The organism is Aeromonas sp. 2692-1, from assembly GCF_013085505.1.
GTDB lineage: Bacteria > Pseudomonadota > Gammaproteobacteria > Enterobacterales > Aeromonadaceae > Aeromonas > Aeromonas hydrophila.
In genome coordinates, this window is record NZ_CP038513.1 from 644,611 (window position 1) to 663,805 (window position 19,195).

The following is a 19,195-nucleotide window of genomic DNA, read 5'->3' on the forward strand; positions in this document are numbered from 1 at the left end:
CTCGGCTAGACTCCTTCACAGGCTTTTTTCAGCGTGGAGATGAGGATGAAAGTACTGGTCACCGGCGGCTGCGGCTACATCGGCAGCCACACCTGCCTGGCACTGCAAGCGGCTGGCATGGAGCCCGTGGTGGTGGACAACCTCTGCAACAGCAAGGCGGGCGTACTGGCTCGCATCGCCGCCATCAGCGGGCGCGAGCCCCGCTTCTATCAGGGGGACATCCGTGACCCGGCTCTGCTGGATCGCATCTTCAGCGAGCAACGGATCGACGCAGTGATCCACTTCGCCGCCCTCAAGGCGGTCGGCGAATCCACCCGCCTCCCCCTCGCATACTACGAGAACAACCTGAGCGGCACCCTGGTATTGCTGCAGGCGATGCAGCGGGCCGGCGTCCATAACCTGGTGTTCAGTTCGTCGGCCACCGTCTACGGCGACCCGGCCAGCACCCCCATCCGGGAAGATTTCCCACGCAGCGCCACCAACCCCTACGGTCGTTCCAAGCTGATCATCGAAGAGATCCTCGAGGATCTGCAACGGGCCGAGCCGCACTGGAGCATGACCCTGCTGCGCTACTTCAACCCGGTCGGCGCCCACGAGTCGGGCACCATGGGGGAAGATCCCCAGGGGATCCCCAACAACCTCATGCCGTTTTTGACCCAGGTCGCCATTGGCCGGCGCGACTGCCTTTCCATCTTTGGTAACGATTACCCCACCGTCGACGGCACCGGCGTGCGCGACTACATCCACGTGATGGATCTCGCCGAAGGGCACGTCAAGGCGCTGCAGCACTGCGCCAGCAAGGGTGGCGTGCACGTCTACAACCTGGGCACGGGCCAGGGCCAGAGCGTGCTGCAGATGGTCACGGCGTTCGAGACGGCCAGCGGCCGCACCTTACCCTATCGCATCGAACCAAGACGTCCCGGCGACATCGCCGAATGCTGGGCCGATCCCGCCAAGGCCGAACGCGAGCTGGGCTGGCGTGCCCGGCGGGATCTGGCCGCCATGTGCGCCGACAGCTGGCGCTGGCAATCCGCCAACCCCCAGGGGTACGAGGCGTGATGTCCGCTTTGCACCCTTCTCCCGTCGCGGGAGAAGGGCCACAGATGAGAGGCACCCCCGCCCTCATCACTGCCCGCAATTCCTTTTATTGAGCTTGAGGAGTGATGATGTTCAACCCGGTTGATCACCCCCACCGTCGTTTCAACCCGCTGACCGGCCAATACGTGCTGGTCTCCCCTCACAGAGCCAAGCGCCCCTGGCAGGGCCAGGTCGAGAAGGTGAGCCAGGCGCCGAGCCTGGCCCATGACCCCGACTGCTTCCTCTGTGCCGGCAACAAGCGCGTCACCGGCGACCAGAATCCCGACTATCGGGACACCTTCGTCTTTACCAACGACTTCGCCGCCCTGATGCAGGACACCCCGGCCGCCAGTGGCCAGCAGGATCCCCTGCTCAAGCTGGAAGCCGCCCGTGGCACCAGCCGGGTCATCTGCTTCTCGCCGGATCACGGCAAGACCCTGCCCGAACTGCCCCTGCCTGCCATCGAGCAGGTGATCACCACCTGGATGGAGCAGGTGGCCGAGCTGTCGGCCCAGTGGGAGTGGGTGCAGGTGTTTGAAAACAAGGGCGCCGTCATGGGTTGCTCCAACCCTCATCCCCACGGTCAGCTGTGGGGCAGCGACTTCCTGCCCAATGAAATAGCCCGCGAAGAGCAGCACCAGCGCGACTGGCTGGCGGAGCAAGGCCGCCCGCTGCTGGTCGACTACGTGGAGCGGGAGCTGCAAGATCGTTCCCGCATCGTGGTGGAGACCGCCCACTGGCTCGCCGTGGTGCCCTTCTGGGCGGCCTGGCCGTTCGAAACCCTGCTGCTGCCCAAGCGCCACGTTCCCTCTCTGCTCGACCTCACTCCCGAGCTGCAGCAGGATCTGGCCATCGCGCTCAAGGAGCTCACCAGCCGCTACGACAACCTGTTCGAGTGCAGCTTCCCCTACTCCATGGGCTGGCACTTTGCCCCGCCCCGCTCCGACTGCCCAGAGGCGTGGCAACTGCATGCCCACTTCTATCCGCCCCTGCTGCGCTCCGCTACGGTGCGCAAATTCATGGTGGGCTTCGAGATGCTGGCCGAAACCCAACGCGATCTGACGCCGGAACAAGCAGCGGAACGGCTGCGGGCGCTTTCCCCCATTCATTACAACCAGACCAATCAGGCCAACGAGGAGGCCCTATGACCCCGAGCCAGCGCGTCAGCGCCGTGTTTGCCAAGCAGTTTGAGCAACAACCCGACTTGCTGGTACGGGCCCCCGGCCGCGTCAACCTCATCGGCGAGCACACCGACTACAACGATGGCTTCGTGCTGCCCTGCGCCATCGACTACGAGACTTGCGTCGCCATCGGCCTGCGCGATGACAGCCTGGTGCACGTGATCGCCGCCGACTACGGCAACCAGCGCGACCTGTTCGCTCTCGACCAGCCCATCGACCACCATGCCGACCAGCGCTGGAGCGACTACATCCGCGGGGTGGTGAAATACCTGCAGGAGCGAGGCTATCCGCTGCGCGGCCTCAATCTGGTGGTCTCCGGCAACGTGCCGCAGGGGGCCGGCCTCTCCTCTTCCGCCTCGCTGGAAGTGGCCATCGGCCAGGCCTTCAAGGAGGCGCTGGGGCTCGCCATCACGCAGGCCGAGATTGCCCTCAACGGCCAGCAGGCGGAGAACCAGTTCGTCGGCTGCAACTGCGGCATCATGGACCAGATGATCTCCGCCAGCGGCAAACAGGATCACGCCCTGCTGCTCGACTGCCGCTCGCTGGAAACCCGGCTCATCCCCATGCCCACCGACTTGGCGGTGCTGATCGTCAACTCCAATGTACGCCGCGGTCTGGTGGACAGCGAATACAACACCCGGCGCCAGCAGTGCGAAGCCGCCGCCCGTCACTACGGGGTCAAGGCGCTGCGCGATCTGGATCTGGCGGCGCTGGAAGCGGGCAAGGCCGGGCTGGATGAGGTCTGCTATCGCCGTGCCCGTCACGTGGTGGGCGACAACAGCCGCACCCTGGCCGCCGCCGACGCGCTGGCGCAAGGGGATCTGGTGCGCCTCGGCGAGCTGATGGCCGACTCCCACGCCGCCATGCGCGATGACTTCGAAATTACCGTGCCCGCCATCGACGGTCTGGTGGAGATCATCAAGGCCAGGATCGGCACCGAGGGCGGTGTGCGGATGACCGGCGGCGGCTTCGGTGGCTGCGTGGTCGCCCTGCTGCACCCCGACAAAGTGGCCGAGGTGATCGCCGCGGTCGATGCCGAGTATCCGGCCCGCTTCGGCCTCAAGGCCGACAGCTACGTCTGCCGCGCCAGCGCAGGGGCGGGAAAACTATGAGCCCATTGAGGATGCAGGCCGACGGCAACGTCTGCCGGATCGGCAACACAGGTGCAGGCACACTATGAGCGATGCCATGATCCCGTTCGAGCTGGAAAACGATGAGGGGCTGCGCCTGCGCGGCCTCGATTTTGGCGCCACCCTCACCTCCCTCACCCTGCCGGTGGCGGGCGGGCGCCGCGAAGTGCTGCTGGGCTGCGCCGATGAGGCCTACCCCACCCAGCAGGTGTGGCTGGGGGCGGTGGCGGGCCGCTTTGCCAACCGCATCGGCAACGCCGAGCTGCTGCGCGACGGCCAGCGCTGGCCGCTGGATGCCAACCAGCCGCCCCACTGCCTGCACGGCGGACGGGCGGGGTTTCATCGCCAGCACTGGCAGATCAAGGAGCGGGAGGCGGACCGGGTCAGACTGACCCTGCTCTCCCGGGCGGGGGATCAGGGCTTTCCCGGCAACCTGCGGGTCACGCTGGAGTACCGGCTGGAGCAGTACGATCTGGTGGTGGATTTCGTCGCCAGCACGGATGCCGCGACCCCGGTCAGCCTCACCAGCCACACCTACTTCAATCTCGATGGACAAGCCGCCGACGGCGATGTGCACAATCACCTCATCCGCCTCAATGCCGACCGTTTCCTGCCGACCGACCAAAGCGGGCTGCCGCTCGCGCTCGCACCGGTGGAGGGGCCGTTCGATCTGCGCCACGAGCGCCTGATCGGACAAGATTGGCTGAGCCACCCCCAGCAGCAACAGGCCAAGGGGTATGATCACGCCTTTGTGCTCAACGGGCCGAGCGCCGAGTGGGCGGCGCGGGTGGTCTCGGGGGATCGCCAGCTGGTCATGGAGGTCTACACCAACCAGCCCTCGCTGCAGTTCTACACCGGCAACTGGCTGGCCAATACGCCGGCACGCGATGGCCGACTCCATCAGGATCACGCCGGCTTCTGTCTGGAGGCCCAGCAGCTGCCGGACAGCCCCAACCGGCCCGAGCTGGGGGATCCCTGGCTGTTGCCGGGGCAGACCTATCGTCACCAGACCCGTTATCGCTTTATCGCCGCCAGCTGACCCCGGCGCCCTCCACCCGGCCTGCGCGGACCACCGCAGGCGCAGCCGGGGCGGCGTCACCGTTTCGCGGCACTCTGGCTACACGCTGGCCCCGTGCACTCTGCTCCACACCGACATGGCGGATGAAGAGGGCTCGGGGTCACCCGTCACATCCGCTCGCACACAAGTTCACGCAAGGAGTCGTTATGGATGATCACTACCTCGCCGCCCCCGACCGCTACCAGCGCCAGCCCTATCGACCCGCCGGTCGCCACGGCCTGCGCCTGCCCGGCATCGGTCTCGGCCTATGGCACAACTTCGGCGCCGAGTGCGATCCCGCCACCGCAAAAGCCATGGTGCACCAGGCGTTCGATCTGGGTATCACCCACTTCGATCTGGCCAACAACTACGGACCGCCGCCGGGGTCGGCCGAGCTCACCTTCGGCAAGCTGCTAAAGGGGAGCCTGGCTCCCTATCGGGACGAGCTCATCATCGCCAGCAAGGCGGGGTACATCATGTGGGATGGCCCCTACGGCGACGGCGGCAGCGCCAAATACCTGTTTGCCAGCCTGCACCAGAGCCTGCGCCGGCTCGGCCTCGACTACGTGGACATCTTCTACCACCACAGGCCGGATCCGCGCACTCCGCTGGAAGAGACCTGTCAGGCGCTGGCCCTGATGGTGCGTCAGGGCAAGGCGCTCTACGTCGGCCTCTCCAACTACCCGGCCCCGCTCGCCGCACAGGCCGCCGCCCGGCTGGCGGAGCTGGGCACCCCCTGTCTGGTCAATCAGCTCAAATACTCCCTGTTCCAGCGCGATATTGAAGCCGACACCCTGCCGGTCTGCCGCGAGCACGGCATGGGGGTGGTCGCCTTCTCCCCACTGGCCGGCGGGCTGCTGAGCGATCGCTACCTGGCCGGCATTCCAGCGGATTCGCGCGCCGCCAGTGCCAGCCCCTTCCTCAAGCCCGAGCAGATCACCGCCGGCAAGCTGGCCACCATCCGAGCCCTGCATGCGCTGGCGCAGCAGCGGGGCCAACCGCTGTCGCAACTGGCGCTGCAGTGGGTGCTGCGCGACGCTGTGGTGAGCTGCGCCCTGATCGGTGCCAGCAGCCCGCAACAGATTGTCAGCGCGGTGGAAGCCCAGGCCCAACCCCCGCTGGATGCGGCGCTGCTGCAGCAAATCGAGGGGATCCTGGCCAGCCAGGGCACCGCCTGATCGGGGCCGATGCCGACAGCGAACAAATATGACCCGAACGAAAACCCATGACCCCGCCGTCGATCCCGCCGGCGCGGCCTGGCACCGACACAATATTCACTGGTTGCCCGCCCGATTTTCCTCCATCATTGGTCGCCCCTGGCTCGGCTCGGGGCCGACTTCATCCGGACCAATAATCAAGAGATCTGAAACATGACAGAGTCTTACGCCCTGTTTGTCGCCTTCGTGCTGGGCATAGTGGAGGGCCTGACCGAGTTCCTCCCCGTCTCCTCCACCGGCCACATGATCATCGTCGGCCACCTGCTTGGCTTCGACGGCCCCAAGGCTGCCACCTTCGAAGTGGTGATCCAGATGGGCTCCATCCTGGCGGTGGTCGCCGTGTTCTGGCGCCGCCTGTTTGGCCTGATCGGCATCCACTTCGGCCAAAAACCGGCGCAGGGACACGCCACCCTCTCGCTGGTGCACATCATCCTCGGCATGCTGCCCGCCGTGATCATCGGCCTCGCCATCCACAGCTGGATCAAGGCTCATCTGTTCGGCCCACAAACCGTGATGTACGCCCTGGTGGCCGGCGGCATCCTGCTGATCATCGCCGAGAAGTTCCGCCCGGCAGTGCGCTCCGAAACCCTGGACGACATCAGCTACAAGCAGGCGCTCGGCATCGGTCTGTTCCAGTGCCTGGCGCTCTGGCCTGGTTTCTCCCGCTCCGGTGCCACCATCAGCGGCGGCATGCTGATGGGGATCAGCCGTCAGGCTGCGGCCGAGTTCTCCTTCATCCTGGCGGTACCCATGATGGTGGCGGCCAGCGGACTGGATCTCTACAAGAGCCGGGATCTGCTCTCCATGGCCGACTTCCCCATGTTCGCGGTGGGCTTCATCACCGCCTTCGTGGTGGCCATGATCGCCATCAAGACCTTCCTGGCGCTGATCCGTCGCCTCGACTTCATCCCGTTCGCCATCTACCGCTTCGTGGTGGCCTTCGCCGTCTATCTGGTGTTCGTCGCCTGATCCGGCCGCGACACCATGCAAAAAGGGACCTAGAGGGTCCCTTTTTTATTGCCGCCATGACTCAGTAGAGGCGATGGCTGATGCCGTTCAGCAGCCGCGACAACCCCTTGGTGAACTGGACCGGCGCATCCTGCACCGTGTAGCAGAGGCAGCCGTCCGGGGTGTGCGGACTGTGGGCATGGCTGGCATCGCGCCAGATGAAGTCCCCGGCCTGATAGCGGGTGTCGCCATCTTCGATGGTGCCTGCCAGCAGCAGGGTCAGCTCGTAGCCCTTGTGGGTGTGCTCCGGGATGCGGCCACCCGCCTCTATGTGCAGCAGGCTGGCGCGGGCCCCCTGCTCGTCGAGCGGCAGGCTCACCTGCCGGATGGCGCCGATGTGACGCCAGCTGGGGGCGTGGTGACGGGCCAGCACCCGCGGCAACCGGTACGACTGGCCCGCCACCTGCAGCTCGGGCTGGACCGCCGTCGACTGACTCAACGCGGCCGCACTGGCCACCGGCTGCTGCAGGATGCCGGCCAGCATGGCATCGAACGCCGCCGGCAAGGGCTCGCACTCTTCGGTGGGCGCCAGGTATTGCCGGGCCAGCTCCTCTTCGCAGGCCCGCAGCCGGGCCGCACAATCGGGGCAGAGCTCGCAGTGAGCGGAAACGCCGACGGCCAGCGGCAGGGGCAGTTCGTCGGCGGCAAAGGCGCGCAACATGGCCTGAACGGGATGGGCTTTAATCATGGCCTTGCTCCACTTGTTCCTTCAATTTTTGTAATGCCAGTCTGAGGCGGGATTTGATGGTGCCGAGCGGCACGCCGAGCCGGTCTGCCAGCTCCTGCTGGGAGAGCTCCTGCAGGTAGATGCCGCGCACCACCTGCTGCTGCGGTTCCGGCAAGGTGCCGACGTAATGGGCCATCTGGCGGGTCAGCACGGCGTCTTCGCCGCCGCTCAGGTGCTCCTCTTCCGCCCTGAACTCCAGCATGGGCCACAGCTCTTCGGCACAGAGTTCTTCCTTGCTGGCGCGGCGTCGGCGCAGCATGTCGAAGCCCTGATTGCGCATCACGGTGTAGATCCAGGTGGTGGCAGCCCCCTTGTCGGGGTGATAGAGCCGGGCCTTCTGCCACACCAGCAGCATGGTCTCCTGCACCAGCTCCATGGCGTTGGCCTCGCTGCCGAGGTGGCGCAGCCCGTAGCTGCGGATGCGCGGGGCAAAGTGCTGGAACAGGGTGGCGAAGGCGGCCTTGTCGCCATGCTCGGCCACCCGCACCAACAGGGATTTCAGATCGCCGGCGGGGTCATCCATGGGGGGCGATATCCTGTGCGGAGTCGATTGTGATTGGCCAGTATATGCCATGGCGCCGTACCTTGAAGAGGGTGATGAGTGCCAATACGTGCGCCGCAGCAAAAGGATCACTGGCGCCGTATCAAAGAGGGCTCAGTGGCTGGCGACCAGCAACCCGCTCAGCAGGGAGAGCGCCGGCTGGTTGTCTTCCGCCGCCACCAGCCACTGCTTCTGCTCCACCGGGATGGGCAGCACCTCCAGCCAGCGCTGGGCCACCCAGCTGGCATCACCCCAGTCGGGGTTGCGATAGAGGGCCGCGTATTCCGGATAGTCCTCGAACACCTCCTGCAGCGCCCTGGCCAGCGAGTGCTGGTCGGCATTGAGCCGGCCGGTGCGCCAGGGGGGCAATTGCTCCACCTCCCCAAGCCGCAAGCCGTCAGCCTCCTGCCACAGATCGGTGATCCTGACCCGCTCCATGCCAAGCACAGTGATGCCGAGCAGGCCGTCCGGCAGTTGATCGAAGTCGACGATCCTCACCCGGGTGGCGATGGGGTACATGTTGCGCAGCGCATCGGGCTGGCGGGGATCCAGCATGCAGAGGGCGAAGCCCTGATCTCCCGCCTGGGCGATCATGCGCTGGTATCTGGGCTCGAAGATGCGCAGCGGCATGATGCCACCGGGCAGCAGATGGGCCGAGAGGGGAAACAGCGCCAGTTTCATCGACAGATTCCTCGGTAACAGGTCCCTGTTGATACGACCGTGCCGACGGGGCAGATCATTCAGAACGAGTTGGAATAAAAAACCCCTTAACAATCAGGGGAAAATAGCCTGGACAAGCCGCTTCGATATGCAGTAGAAATGGATAAGCACCACAATTTCCGTCCAATATTCTGGATTACGGTGCCAAATGCAGTGAAATATCCGCCCGTCCAACTCCGGCGGGCCGTCCCTATAGTTTTCTCGGGCCGATGCGGGTAAAATTCACGCCCTTATATATCAGTCATTTTTCGACGCGCAACCTTGGTGGTCAGTTATGAAAGAGCATATTCATCATCTACTTGAACAAACGGTAGCCAATCTGAAGTCAGCGGGCGTCCTGCCGGCGGACCTGGAAGCCCGCGTGCAAGTAGACCGATGCAAGGAGAAGGCTCACGGCGACCTGGCCACCAACCTGGCCATGCTGCTGGCCAAACCGGCCCGCAAGAATCCCCGTGAGCTGGCCGCTGCCATCATCGAGCACCTGCCCGCCTCCGATCTGATCGCCAAGGTCGAGATCGCCGGCCCCGGCTTCATCAACTTCTTCTTCGACCCGAGCTGGCTGGCCGGCCAGGTGGAGGCCATGGTCGTCTCTGCCAACGCCAACGTGAAGCTGCCGGTGCCGCAGACCGTGGTGGTGGACTACTCCGCCCCCAACGTGGCCAAGGAGATGGCGGTGCACCACATCCGCTCCACCGTCCTCGGTGACGTGGCCGCCCGCGCGCTGGAGTTCCTCGGCCACAAGGTGGTGCGTGCCAACCACATCGGCGACTGGGGTACCCAGTTCGGCATGCTGATCGCCTATCTGGAGAAGATGGCCAACGAGCATGCCTCCGACATGGAGCTGCGCGATCTGGAAGCCTTCTACACCCAGGCCAAGCGTCACTACGACGAAGACGAAGCCTTCGCCGAGCGCGCGCGCAACTACGTGGTCAAGCTGCAGGGCGGCGATGAGTACTGCCGCACCATGTGGAAGAAGCTGGTCGACATGACCATGGAGCAGAACCAGCGCAACTACGACCGCCTGAATGTCTCCCTGACCAACAAGGACATCATGGGCGAGTCCATGTACAACGACATGCTGCCGGAGATCGTCGCCGATCTGAAAGCGCGCGGCCTGGCAGTCGAGAGCGAAGGCGCCACCGTCGTCTTCCTGGACGAGTACAAGAACAAGGATGGCGAGCCCATGGGCGTCATCATCCAGAAGAGCGATGGCGGCTTCCTCTACACCACCACCGACATCGCCTGTGCCAAATACCGTTACGAAACCCTGGGCGCCGACCGGGTGATGTACTTCATCGACTCCCGTCAGCACCAGCACCTGATGCAGGCCTGGACCATCACCCGCAAGGCGGGCTATGTACCGGAATCCGTACCGCTCGAGCACCACGCCTTCGGCATGATGCTGGGCAAGGACGGCCGTCCCTACAAGACCCGTTCCGGCGGTACCGTCAAGCTGGTCGAACTGCTGAACGAAGCCGAAGAGCGCGCCAGCGCCCTGCTGGAGAGCCGCAACAGCGACCTCTCCGCCGAAGAGAAGGCCCAGGTGGTGCACGCCATCGCCATGGGCGCGGTCAAGTATGCGGATCTCTCCAAGAACCGTACCACCGACTACATCTTCGACTGGGATCTGATGCTCTCCTTTGAAGGCAACACGGCGCCGTACCTGCAGTACGCCTACACCCGCATCCAGTCCATCTTCCGCAAGGCCGGCGTCGATGCCGACACCCTGAGCGGTCATGTGGTGCTGAACGAGGAAGCGGAAGAGGTGCTGGCCCAGAAGCTGATCCAGTTCTCCGACGCGGTCAACGGCGTGGCGGACAAGGGCATGCCGCACCTGCTCTGTACCTATCTGTACGAGCTGTCCGGCAACTTCATGACCTTCTACGAAGCCTGCCCGATCAACAAGGATGGCGTCGACGAAGCGACCCGTCAGAGCCGTCTGCTGCTGTGCGCCGCCACCGCCAAGGTCCTCAAGCTGGGTCTGGGCGTACTGGGCATCCACACCCTGGAGCGCATGTAATAGATGGCGACCCGGGATTATGTCGGCAGCCGCCCGCGACGTCGGGCTGGTGGTCGCAACACCAAGAAAGCGGCACCTCGCCGCTTTCCTGTTATCCCGGCCCTGCTGGCCGGGGCGCTGCTGGCAGGGTTCGGAGGCTTCCTCTACACCATCAGTGGCAAGGGTCATGATGCCCCGACCATCGAAGAGCAGGTGAAAGCCAACAAGCCCAAGGCACAGAACAACGGTCTGCCGCAGGAGAAGTGGAGCTATATCGAACGGCTGGAGAACAAGCAGGTCGATATCACCGAGCCGCCGCCCCAGCCGGGCGTGCTGCCGCCACCGCCGGCGGAAACCATGACCCTGCAGCCGGAGAAGCTGCCGCAACCGGTGCCGACCGACATTCCCCAGCCGGGCACCCCCATCGGCCAGGTGCAGCCCTACAAGCCACAACCGGTACAACCGGCCAAGCCGGCGACCGGCGCACCGGTGGCCAGTGCCCAGGAGCAGGTGATCGACCGCAAGGCCGAACGGGATCGGATGGAGCGGGAGCTGCGTGCCGAACTGGAGCGGGAACGGGCCGAGGCCGCCAAGGCCAAGGCGGCAACCCCGCCTGCAACGGCCGACAACGAACGCTACATGATGCAGTGCGCCGCGCTGCGCTCGCAGGATTCCGCCGAATCGCTCAAGGCGCGCATCGCCTTCACCGCCGGGCTCTCTTCCAGCCTGCAGGTGGTCAACGGGGCCGGTGGCGCCGTCTACAAAGTGATGGTCGGTCCCTTCAGCGGCAAGGCGGCGGCCGATGCGGCCAACCGCAAGCTGCAGGGCTCCGGCATCAGCGGCTGCATCCCCAAGAAGGGCTGATCGCCGCGTCCATACCCACAGGGCCGGGTGGCAACACCCGGCCCTGTTTCTTTTGGTGCCACTTGCCTCCGCGCCTCTCCCACCCCGTTGGTCTCGCCACACTGCAGGCTTGAAAAGCCGGTTTGCCATCCCCATCTTTCTTGCCATGCACAGTCAGGCCGTCATTCGGCTCAAGCGAGGTAAGTAAAGTGACTACCATAGTTTCAGTTCGCCGCAACGGTCAGGTCGTCATCGGTGGCGATGGCCAGGTCTCCCTTGGCAACACCGTCATGAAGGGCAATGCCCGCAAGGTTCATCGCCTCTACAACGGCAAGGTACTGGCTGGTTTCGCCGGCGGCACCGCCGACGCCTTCACCCTGCTCGAGCGCTTCGAAGCCAAACTGCAGGCCCATCAGGGCAACCTGGAGCGCGCCGCCGTGGCGCTGGCCAAGGACTGGCGCACCGATCGCACCCTGCGCCGCCTCGAGGCCCTGCTGGCCGTCGCCGACGAGCACAAATCCTTCATCATCACCGGCAACGGTGACGTGGTGCAGCCGGAACACGATCTCATCGCCATCGGCAGCGGCGGCAACTTCGCCCAGTCCGCCGCCATCGCCCTGCTGGAGAACACCGAGCTCGATGCCAAGAGCATCGTCGAGAAGTCCCTCAAGATTGCGGGCGACATCTGTGTGTTCACCAACGGCAACCACACCATCGAAGTGCTGGATTATTCAGCTAAATAAGTCGGCGAAATAGGGCCTCCAAATAAGGCCGCCAGCCAAACCCCATTTTCCAAGGGGTGGGCCCTGCCCGCCCCGGATACAGGAACGCCATCATGTCCGAGATGACCCCGAGAGAAATCGTCCACGAGCTGGATCGTCACATCATCGGCCAGGCCGACGCCAAGCGCGCGGTCGCCGTCGCCCTGCGCAACCGCTGGCGCCGGATGCAACTCGATGAAGAGATGCGCCATGAAGTGACCCCGAAAAACATCCTGATGATCGGCCCGACCGGCGTCGGCAAGACCGAGATCGCCCGTCGTCTGGCCAAGCTGGCCAACGCCCCCTTCATCAAGGTGGAAGCGACCAAGTTCACCGAAGTGGGCTATGTCGGCAAGGAAGTGGACAGCATCATTCGCGATCTGACCGATGCCGCCATCAAGCTGGTGCGCGAAACCGAGATGGAGAAGATGAAATACCGCGCCGAGGAAGCCGCCGAAGAGCGCATCCTCGACGCCCTGCTGCCCAACCCGCGCAACAGCTGGGGCGAGGAAGAGAAAGCCGACAACTCCAACACCCGCCAGATCTTCCGCAAGAAACTGCGGGAAGGCCAGCTGGATGACAAGGAGATCGAACTGGAACTCTCCGCCTCGCCGATGGGCGTCGAAATCATGACCCCGCCGGGCATGGAAGAGATGGCCAACCAGCTGCAGGGGCTGTTCCAGAACCTGGGCCAGAACCAGAAGAAGAAGCGCAAGATCAAGGTCAAAGAGGCCATGAAAGCGCTGATCGAAGAGGAAGCGGCCCGTCTGGTCAATCCGGAAGAGCTGAAGCAGAAAGCCATCGCCGCGGTCGAGAACAACGGTATCGTCTTCCTCGACGAGATCGACAAGATCTGCAAGCGTGGCGAGAGCTCGGGCCCCGATGTCTCCCGTGAAGGGGTACAGCGCGACCTGCTGCCGCTGGTCGAGGGCTGCACCGTCAACACCAAACACGGCATGGTCAAGACCGACCACATCCTGTTCGTCGCCTCCGGCGCCTTCCAGATCGCCAAGCCGTCTGACCTCATCCCCGAGCTGCAGGGCCGCCTGCCGATCCGGGTCGAGCTGACCGCGCTGACCACCGATGACTTCGAGCGGATCCTGACCGAGCCGAATGCCTCGCTGACCGATCAGTACCAGGCGCTGATGGCTACCGAAGGGGTCAAGATCGAGTTCACCAAGGATGGCATCCGCCGTCTGGCCGAAGCGGCCTGGCAGGTCAACGAGCGCACCGAGAACATCGGCGCCCGCCGCCTGCACACCGTGATGGAGCGCCTGATGGAAGACATCTCCTACGACGCCTCCGAGAAGTCCGGCGAGACCTTCGTCATCGACACCGACTACGTCAACGCCCACCTCGGCAAGCTGATTGAAGACGAGGATCTGAGCCGCTTTATCCTGTAAATCGAGAACGAGGAGCTGAGCGGTTTAATCTCCTGTAAGCGAACCGCTCAATCTCATAACAAGACGCCTCCCCTGTGGAGGCGTCTTCGTTTTCAGCCCCCTCCCGACTCGCAGCCTGCCCGGGTCGCTTCGCCCGGCGCATTGCACTGGTCTCTTCCCGCCAGCCAGAGCGCGGCCAGCAGCAACACGCCGCTCAGGGCGAAGCTGGCCTGCATGGCAAAATGCAGCTCGCTGGCACTGGCGACGACCGGATCGCCCCCTCCCGCCAGACCGGCAAACAGGGCGCCGAGCCCGGCCGCCCCCGTCAGCTGACCCAGATTGCGCGCCAGGGTCAGCAACCCGGCCACGGCCCCGCGGGCCTGTCCGCCGCAGCCACCGATCACGGCGCTGTTGTTGGCAGTCTGAAACAGGGCGTAGCCTGCGGTCAGCAACAGGATCGGCAGCAGATAGCCGAGCGGGCCAAGGGCTGGGCTCAGTACCGCCAGCAAGGCCGCGGCGCCGCTCATCAGCAGCAATCCCAGCCGCACCACTGTGATGGCGCCGACCCTGTCCACCAGCCAGCCGGCGGGCAGCCCGGTCAGTGCCGCCAGCAGGGGCCCGCCCGAGATGAGCAACCCGCTGGTGAGCGGGTCGAGCCCGAATGCCCCCTGCAGATAGAAGGGGCCGATCAGCAGGGTCAGCACCATGATACCGGCCACCAGTGCACTGGCCGCCAGACCACCGCGCAGCCGACGGGTCCCCAGCAGCGCCAGCGGCAACAGGGGGGCGGCAGCGCCCAGTTCGCTGCGCACCAGCCAGGCGATGGCCAGCAGCGCCCCGCCCCCCAGCCAGAGGGCCAGCGCCCCCGTCGAGGTAAGGGCCAGCCCGTAGCAGAGCAGCGCCACCAGCAAGAGCGACAGACTCGCCAGATTGAGCCTCTCCTCCTCTGTGCACGCCTCATCCCGAGGCAGACCGGTCAGGCCGCAGACCAGTGCCAGCAGGCCGATCGGCAGCAGCGCGAGAAAGGCCAGCTGCCAGCCGGCAACATCCAGCAGCAGACCGCCAAACGAGGGGCCGAGGGCCGTGCCGCAGGCCGAGAGGGTACCGAGCAACCCCATGCCCCGGCCGCGCCGGGCCGGCGACACCAGCTGGCCCACCATGGCCAGCGACAGCACCAGCATGCAGGCCGCACCCGCCCCCTGCAGCACCCGGGCGGCAAGCAGCCAGCCGATGGTCGGCGCCAGCGCGCAGAGCAGGCTGGCCAGCACAAACAGCCCCATGCCCCACAGCAGCAGGCGGCGCCGGCCAAACCTGTCCCCCAACCGGCCCGCCACCACCGTCAGGCAGGTGAGCCCAAGCAGATAGGCCACCAGCACCCACTGCAGACTGGCGAAGGGAACGGCAAAGTCCGCGCCCAGTGCCGGCAGCAGCATGCTGGCCATGCTCCCCGCCAGCATGGGCAACAGGGTAGCGAGGCCAAGCGCCAGCAGACCGAGGCGGCGTGCAGCGGGAGGCAAAACATGGGTGAAGGGTGACATGATCCGGGCTCCACAAGGGGGTGATGACGACAAGGCTAGTGGGACCGATGAACAGGCGGAAGACGCACCAGTTGCAGCTTATCAATGCAGCGGACGCCATATGAGGGAGCCCGTTCTCGGGTATGATGAAGCTGGCCCCTTTGTTCCCACCTCGATGAAGGCATGCACATGAGCACTCTCGACCTCAACCTGCTGATCACCCTGGATGCCCTGCTGGACGAAGGCAGCGTGGCGGGCGCGGCCAGGCGACTGGGCTTGAGCCCCTCCGCCATGAGCCGGGCCCTGGCCAGGCTGCGGGAGACCACCGGCGACCCGCTGCTGGTGCGGGCCGGCCGCGGCCTGGTACCCACCCCCAGGGCGTTGCTGCTGCGCGAGCAGGTCGGCCGGCTGGTGCAGGAGGCCGAGGAGGTGCTACGCCCCCGGCTGGAGGTCGACCCGGCGCGGCTGGAGCGCACCTTCACCCTGCGCGCCAGCGAGGGGCTGGTGGAACTGTTCGGCGCCGCCCTGCTGAGCCGGCTCGCCGCCGAGGCGCCTGGGGTGCGGCTGCACTTTCTGGCCAAACCCGACAAGGAGAGCGGCCCCCTGCGCAGCGGCGAGCTGGATTTCGAGACCGGGGTCATCAGCGCCACCACGGCGCCCGAGCTGCGTACCCAGGCACTGTTTCAGGACCACTTCGTCGCGGTGGTGCGGCCGGGCCATCCACTGTGCGATGGCCCGCTGACCGCCAGCCGCTACGCCGAGGCGCGCCACGTGCTGGTATCCCGCCGCGGCCAGCCCCACAGCCCGGTCGATGAGGCGCTGGCCAAGCTGGGGTTGACCCGCACCGTCGCCACTCTGGTCCCCGGCTTTGCCACCGCGCTGGCGCTGGTGCGCGGCAGCGATCTGGTGGCCACGGTGCCGGAGCATCACTGCGCCGCCCTGCTGGGCGATCTGGTTGCACGGCCCCTGCCCTTCACGCTGCCCGGGATCCGGGTCGCCCTGCTCTGGCACCCCCGGCTGGACGCGGATCCGGCCCACCGCTGGCTGCGCACCCTCATTCGCGACACCTGCGCCCAAAGCCCCTACCGCCCCCTGCCGTAGGCCCCTCTCCTCGCCAGACTGCCAATGAAGGAATCTTTCGCGTCTTTTGGCAGTCTGGACATTGCTTTGCGTGGTCAGCCAGGCCGCTCCTGCGGCGGCGCTCCCGATCCGCATTCCGCCACCAATTGCACCACTGGTATACCTATTTATGCATAGCTTTGAATTATCAGGAATTACCCCTGAGGGGATATATAAATAGACACTTGATTTGCATCAATCGTCTGCCCCTGCCGACTGGGTAGCCTAGCCTCAGAATGATGTTTTATTACTCCAAACTTGAGGCAACTATGAGCAAAGTCAGACTGGTCGTTGTGGGCAACGGCATGGTGGGGCACCGCTTCATCGAAGAGCTGATCGAGCGGGCCGACCCGGGCCGCTACGAGATCACCGTCTTCGGTGCAGAACCCCGTCCCGCCTACGATCGCGTCCATCTCTCCTCCTACTTCTCCCATCACACCAGCGAAGATCTCTCCCTCGTCAAACCCGGTTTCTACGACAAGCACGGCATCCGCCTGCTGCTCGGCGAAGCGGTGAAAAAAATCGACAGGGCCAACCGCGAAGTGCACTCCAACAAGGGCACTGTGGTCGAGTACGACAAGCTGGTGCTGGCCACCGGCTCCTACCCCTGGGTCCCGCCCATCCAGGGCAGCCAGCACCACGAGTGCTTCGTCTATCGCACCATCGAGGATCTGAAAGCCATCCGCAGCGCCGCCAAAAGCGGCAAGAGCGGGGTGGTGATCGGGGGCGGCCTGCTTGGCCTCGAAGCCGCCGGTGCCCTCAAGGCACTGGGTCTCGAGACCCACGTGGTGGAGTTTGCTCCTGTGCTGATGGCAGAGCAGCTCGATGGTCAGGGCGGCCAGCTGCTGCGCCGCAAGATTGAATCCATGGGCGTGCAGGTGCACACCAGCAAGAGCACCAGCGAAATCCTGATGCACGGCGGTCGCGACGCCCAGCACCGCCTCGCCTTCGCCGACGGCAGCCAGCTGGAAGTGGACGTGGTGGTCTTCTCCACCGGCATCCGCCCGCAGGATACCCTGGGCCGTTACTGTGAACTGGCCATTGCCGACCGTGGCGGCGTGCTGATCGACGATCACTGCCTCACCTCCGACCCCGACATCTATGCCATCGGCGAGTGCGCCGCCTGGCAGGGCCGCTTCTTCGGGCTGGTGGCGCCGGGCTACAAGATGGCCCAGATCACCGTCGACCATCTGCTCGGCGGCGACAGCCGCTTTGAGGGAGCGGACATGAGCGCCAAGCTCAAGCTGCTCGGTGTCTCCGTCGGCTCCATCGGTGATGCCCACGGCCGCACCCCGGGCAGCCACAGCTATGTGTTTCAGGATGACCAGGCCGGCGTCTACAAGAAGATAGTGGTGAGCGAAGACAACAGCCGATTGCTCGGCGCCGTGCTGGTGGGTGACGTGGAAGATTACGGCAACCTGCTGCAGATGATGCTCAACGCCCTGCCGCTGCCGAACCACCCGGACACCCTGATCCTGCCCGCCTACGCCGGGGCCAAGCCGACCCTGGGGGTGGATGCCCTGCCGGAAAGTGCCCAGATCTGCTCCTGCTTTGACGTCTCCAAGGGCGACATCGCCAAGGCGGTGGCCGAGGGTCACACCACGCTGGCCGCCATCAAGCAGCACACCAAGGCTGGTACCGGCTGTGGCGGCTGCGTGCCGCTCATCAGCCAGGTGCTCAACGCCGAGCTGGTGAAGCAGGGCATCGAGGTCAACAACCACCTCTGCGGCCACTTCCCCTACTCCCGTCAGGAGCTGTTCCACCTGGTCAAGGTGGAGGGGATCAAGAGCTTCGACGAGCTGCTGGCCAAGCACGGCCACGGCCATGGCTGCGAGGTGTGCAAACCGACCGTCGGCTCCATCCTCGCCTCCTGCTGGAACGACTATGTGCTGAGCCCGCTCAATACCCAGTTGCAGGACACCAACGACATCTTCCTCGGCAACATGCAGAAGGACGGCAGCTACTCCGTCATCCCGCGCATGGCCGGCGGTGAAGTGACCCCGGAAGGGCTGCTGGCGGTGGCCGAAGTGGCCCGCGACTACAAGCTCTACACCAAGATCACCGGCGCCCAGCGCATCGGTCTGTTCGGAGCCCAGAAGGATGATCTGCCCGCCATCTGGCGCAAACTGCTGGCGGCCGGTTTCGAGACCGGTCAGGCCTACGCCAAAGCGCTGCGCATGGCCAAGACCTGCGTCGGCAGCACCTGGTGCCGCTTTGGCGTGCAGGACAGCGTCGGCCTCGGGGTCTTCCTCGAGAACCGCTACAAGGGTATTCGCACCCCCCACAAGATGAAGTTCGGTGTCTCCGGCTGTACCCGCGAATGTGCGGAAGCCCAGGGCAAGGACGTCGGCATCATCGCCACCGACGCAGGCTGGAACCTCTATGTGGGCGGCAACGGCGGCATGAAGCCGCGCCACGCCGACCTGCTGGCATCTGACCTCGACCGTGAAACCCTGATCAAGCTGATCGACCGTTTCATGATGTTCTACGTCACCAGCGCCGACAAACTGCAGCGCACCTCGGTCTGGCTTGGCAATCTGGAAGGGGGCGTCGACTACCTGCGCGAAGTGATCGTCGACGACAAGCTGGGGCTGGCCGAGACGCTGGAGCGCGATATCCAGACCCTCATCGACAGCTACGAGTGCGAATGGTCGCGCACCCTCAATGAAGAGGAAGCGCTCAAGCGTTTCAGCCACTTCATCAACAGCGACAAGCGCGACCCGGACGTTCAGTTCGTCAGCGAGCGCGACCAGCACCGACCGGCCACCCCGGCCGAGCGCATCCCCGTCTACCAGATCGAGGTGGAGACCAAATGATGAAATTAGCCTGCCAACTCAACGACATCATGCCGGGAACCGGTGTATGCGCACTCATTGAGGGCCGCCAGAATATGCCTGTTTCGCTCGATGTGGAGGT

Annotated in this window: 16 protein-coding genes and 1 pseudogene; 13 read left to right on the forward strand and 4 right to left on the reverse strand. The window is 65.1% G+C overall.

Annotation, left to right across the window (positions count from 1 at the left end; genetic code table 11):
* Positions 1-45: 45 nt before the first annotated feature.
* The 6 genes from galE (at position 46) to bacA (ending at position 6,631) form a co-directional block, all read left to right on the forward strand.
* Entirely contained in the window at positions 46-1,059 is a 1,014-nt protein-coding gene (gene galE / locus E5E97_RS03265) for a UDP-glucose 4-epimerase GalE (protein WP_118880177.1), read from the forward strand.
* A 107-nt stretch (positions 1,060-1,166) separates the two neighbouring features.
* Positions 1,167-2,225, forward strand: a complete 1,059-nt coding sequence (locus E5E97_RS03270; protein ID WP_118880176.1) for a UDP-glucose--hexose-1-phosphate uridylyltransferase — start codon at positions 1,167-1,169, stop codon at positions 2,223-2,225.
* Positions 2,222-3,370 (forward strand): galactokinase, encoded by a 1,149-nt coding sequence (gene galK / locus E5E97_RS03275; protein WP_118880175.1) that lies wholly within the window; start codon positions 2,222-2,224, stop codon positions 3,368-3,370. The genes E5E97_RS03270 and galK overlap by 4 nt, the downstream gene beginning before the upstream one ends.
* A 64-nt stretch (positions 3,371-3,434) precedes the next feature.
* Complete coding sequence (galM, locus tag E5E97_RS03280; protein ID WP_171279861.1) at positions 3,435-4,427, forward strand: galactose-1-epimerase; 993 nt, start codon at positions 3,435-3,437, stop codon at positions 4,425-4,427.
* Between the two features lie 185 nt (positions 4,428-4,612).
* A complete protein-coding gene (locus E5E97_RS03285) occupies positions 4,613-5,623 on the forward strand; it encodes an aldo/keto reductase (protein ID WP_118880173.1) in 1,011 nt (336 codons plus the stop codon).
* Positions 5,624-5,815: 192 nt separating this feature from the next.
* Positions 5,816-6,631, forward strand: a complete 816-nt coding sequence (bacA, locus tag E5E97_RS03290; RefSeq protein ID WP_011707770.1) for an undecaprenyl-diphosphate phosphatase — start codon at positions 5,816-5,818, stop codon at positions 6,629-6,631.
* Between the two features lie 61 nt (positions 6,632-6,692).
* On the opposite strand, the gene E5E97_RS03295 is transcribed toward bacA, so the two are convergent.
* The 3 genes from E5E97_RS03295 to E5E97_RS03305 form a co-directional block, all read right to left on the reverse strand.
* A complete protein-coding gene (locus tag E5E97_RS03295; RefSeq protein WP_073352138.1) occupies positions 6,693-7,358 on the reverse strand; it encodes a ChrR family anti-sigma-E factor in 666 nt (221 codons plus the stop codon).
* Positions 7,351-7,920, reverse strand: coding sequence for a sigma-70 family RNA polymerase sigma factor (locus tag E5E97_RS03300; RefSeq protein ID WP_016352315.1), 570 nt, complete (start codon positions 7,918-7,920; stop codon positions 7,351-7,353). Before E5E97_RS03300 ends, E5E97_RS03295 begins: the two co-directional genes overlap by 8 nt.
* Positions 7,921-8,052: 132 nt before the next feature.
* A complete protein-coding gene (locus E5E97_RS03305; protein WP_043164119.1) occupies positions 8,053-8,619 on the reverse strand; it encodes an LON peptidase substrate-binding domain-containing protein in 567 nt (188 codons plus the stop codon).
* Positions 8,620-8,932: 313 nt separating this feature from the next.
* On the opposite strand from E5E97_RS03305, the gene argS reads away from it, so the two are divergent.
* The 4 genes from argS (at position 8,933) to hslU (ending at position 13,664) form a co-directional block, all read left to right on the forward strand.
* On the forward strand, positions 8,933-10,678 hold the full coding sequence (gene argS / locus E5E97_RS03310; RefSeq protein ID WP_118880170.1) for an arginine--tRNA ligase: 1,746 nt from the start codon (positions 8,933-8,935) through the stop codon (positions 10,676-10,678).
* Between the two features lie 3 nt (positions 10,679-10,681).
* Positions 10,682-11,521 carry an SPOR domain-containing protein gene (locus E5E97_RS03315; protein ID WP_011707775.1) on the forward strand — a complete coding sequence of 280 codons (840 nt, stop codon included), beginning with the start codon at positions 10,682-10,684 and terminating at the stop codon, positions 11,519-11,521.
* 188 nt (positions 11,522-11,709) lie between these two features.
* Entirely contained in the window at positions 11,710-12,243 is a 534-nt protein-coding gene (gene hslV / locus E5E97_RS03320; protein ID WP_171279862.1) for an ATP-dependent protease subunit HslV, read from the forward strand.
* 92 nt (positions 12,244-12,335) lie between these two features.
* Positions 12,336-13,664: an HslU--HslV peptidase ATPase subunit gene (gene hslU / locus E5E97_RS03325; RefSeq protein WP_024945162.1), complete on the forward strand. Its 1,329-nt coding sequence runs from the start codon at positions 12,336-12,338 to the stop codon at positions 13,662-13,664.
* 92 nt (positions 13,665-13,756) lie between these two features.
* On the opposite strand, the gene E5E97_RS03330 is transcribed toward hslU, so the two are convergent.
* Positions 13,757-15,181: an MFS transporter gene (locus tag E5E97_RS03330; protein WP_171279863.1), complete on the reverse strand. Its 1,425-nt coding sequence runs from the start codon at positions 15,179-15,181 to the stop codon at positions 13,757-13,759.
* A 168-nt stretch (positions 15,182-15,349) separates the two neighbouring features.
* Here E5E97_RS03330 and E5E97_RS03335 point away from each other — a divergent pair, with 168 nt between their 5' ends.
* From E5E97_RS03335 to nirD, 3 genes and pseudogenes are all read left to right on the forward strand, one after another.
* Complete coding sequence (locus tag E5E97_RS03335) at positions 15,350-16,261, forward strand: LysR family transcriptional regulator (protein ID WP_171279864.1); 912 nt, start codon at positions 15,350-15,352, stop codon at positions 16,259-16,261.
* A gap of 287 nt (positions 16,262-16,548) precedes the next feature.
* Positions 16,549-19,095, forward strand: a complete 2,547-nt coding sequence (gene nirB / locus E5E97_RS03340; RefSeq protein WP_171279865.1) for a nitrite reductase large subunit NirB — start codon at positions 16,549-16,551, stop codon at positions 19,093-19,095.
* Positions 19,095-19,166 (forward strand): annotated as a pseudogene (gene nirD / locus E5E97_RS23410) (nitrite reductase small subunit); the annotation flags it as partial. The gene nirB and the pseudogene nirD, both read left to right, overlap by 1 nt.
* Positions 19,167-19,195 lie beyond the last annotated feature (29 nt).

Coding starts and splice junctions, on each gene's coding strand:
- nirB (WP_171279865.1), top strand. CDS start 16,549: ATGAGCAAAGTCAGACTGGTCGTTGTGGGCAACGGCATGGTGGGGCAC.
- galM (WP_171279861.1), top strand. CDS start 3,435: ATGAGCGATGCCATGATCCCGTTCGAGCTGGAAAACGATGAGGGGCTG.
- galE (WP_118880177.1), top strand. CDS start 46: ATGAAAGTACTGGTCACCGGCGGCTGCGGCTACATCGGCAGCCACACC.
- galK (WP_118880175.1), top strand. CDS start 2,222: ATGACCCCGAGCCAGCGCGTCAGCGCCGTGTTTGCCAAGCAGTTTGAG.
- E5E97_RS03285 (WP_118880173.1), top strand. CDS start 4,613: ATGGATGATCACTACCTCGCCGCCCCCGACCGCTACCAGCGCCAGCCC.
- bacA (WP_011707770.1), top strand. CDS start 5,816: ATGACAGAGTCTTACGCCCTGTTTGTCGCCTTCGTGCTGGGCATAGTG.
- E5E97_RS03300 (WP_016352315.1), bottom strand. CDS start 7,920: ATGGATGACCCCGCCGGCGATCTGAAATCCCTGTTGGTGCGGGTGGCC.
- E5E97_RS03315 (WP_011707775.1), top strand. CDS start 10,682: ATGGCGACCCGGGATTATGTCGGCAGCCGCCCGCGACGTCGGGCTGGT.
- E5E97_RS03295 (WP_073352138.1), bottom strand. CDS start 7,358: ATGATTAAAGCCCATCCCGTTCAGGCCATGTTGCGCGCCTTTGCCGCC.
- argS (WP_118880170.1), top strand. CDS start 8,933: ATGAAAGAGCATATTCATCATCTACTTGAACAAACGGTAGCCAATCTG.
- E5E97_RS03330 (WP_171279863.1), bottom strand. CDS start 15,181: ATGTCACCCTTCACCCATGTTTTGCCTCCCGCTGCACGCCGCCTCGGT.
- hslU (WP_024945162.1), top strand. CDS start 12,336: ATGTCCGAGATGACCCCGAGAGAAATCGTCCACGAGCTGGATCGTCAC.
- E5E97_RS03335 (WP_171279864.1), top strand. CDS start 15,350: ATGAGCACTCTCGACCTCAACCTGCTGATCACCCTGGATGCCCTGCTG.
- E5E97_RS03270 (WP_118880176.1), top strand. CDS start 1,167: ATGTTCAACCCGGTTGATCACCCCCACCGTCGTTTCAACCCGCTGACC.
- E5E97_RS03305 (WP_043164119.1), bottom strand. CDS start 8,619: ATGAAACTGGCGCTGTTTCCCCTCTCGGCCCATCTGCTGCCCGGTGGC.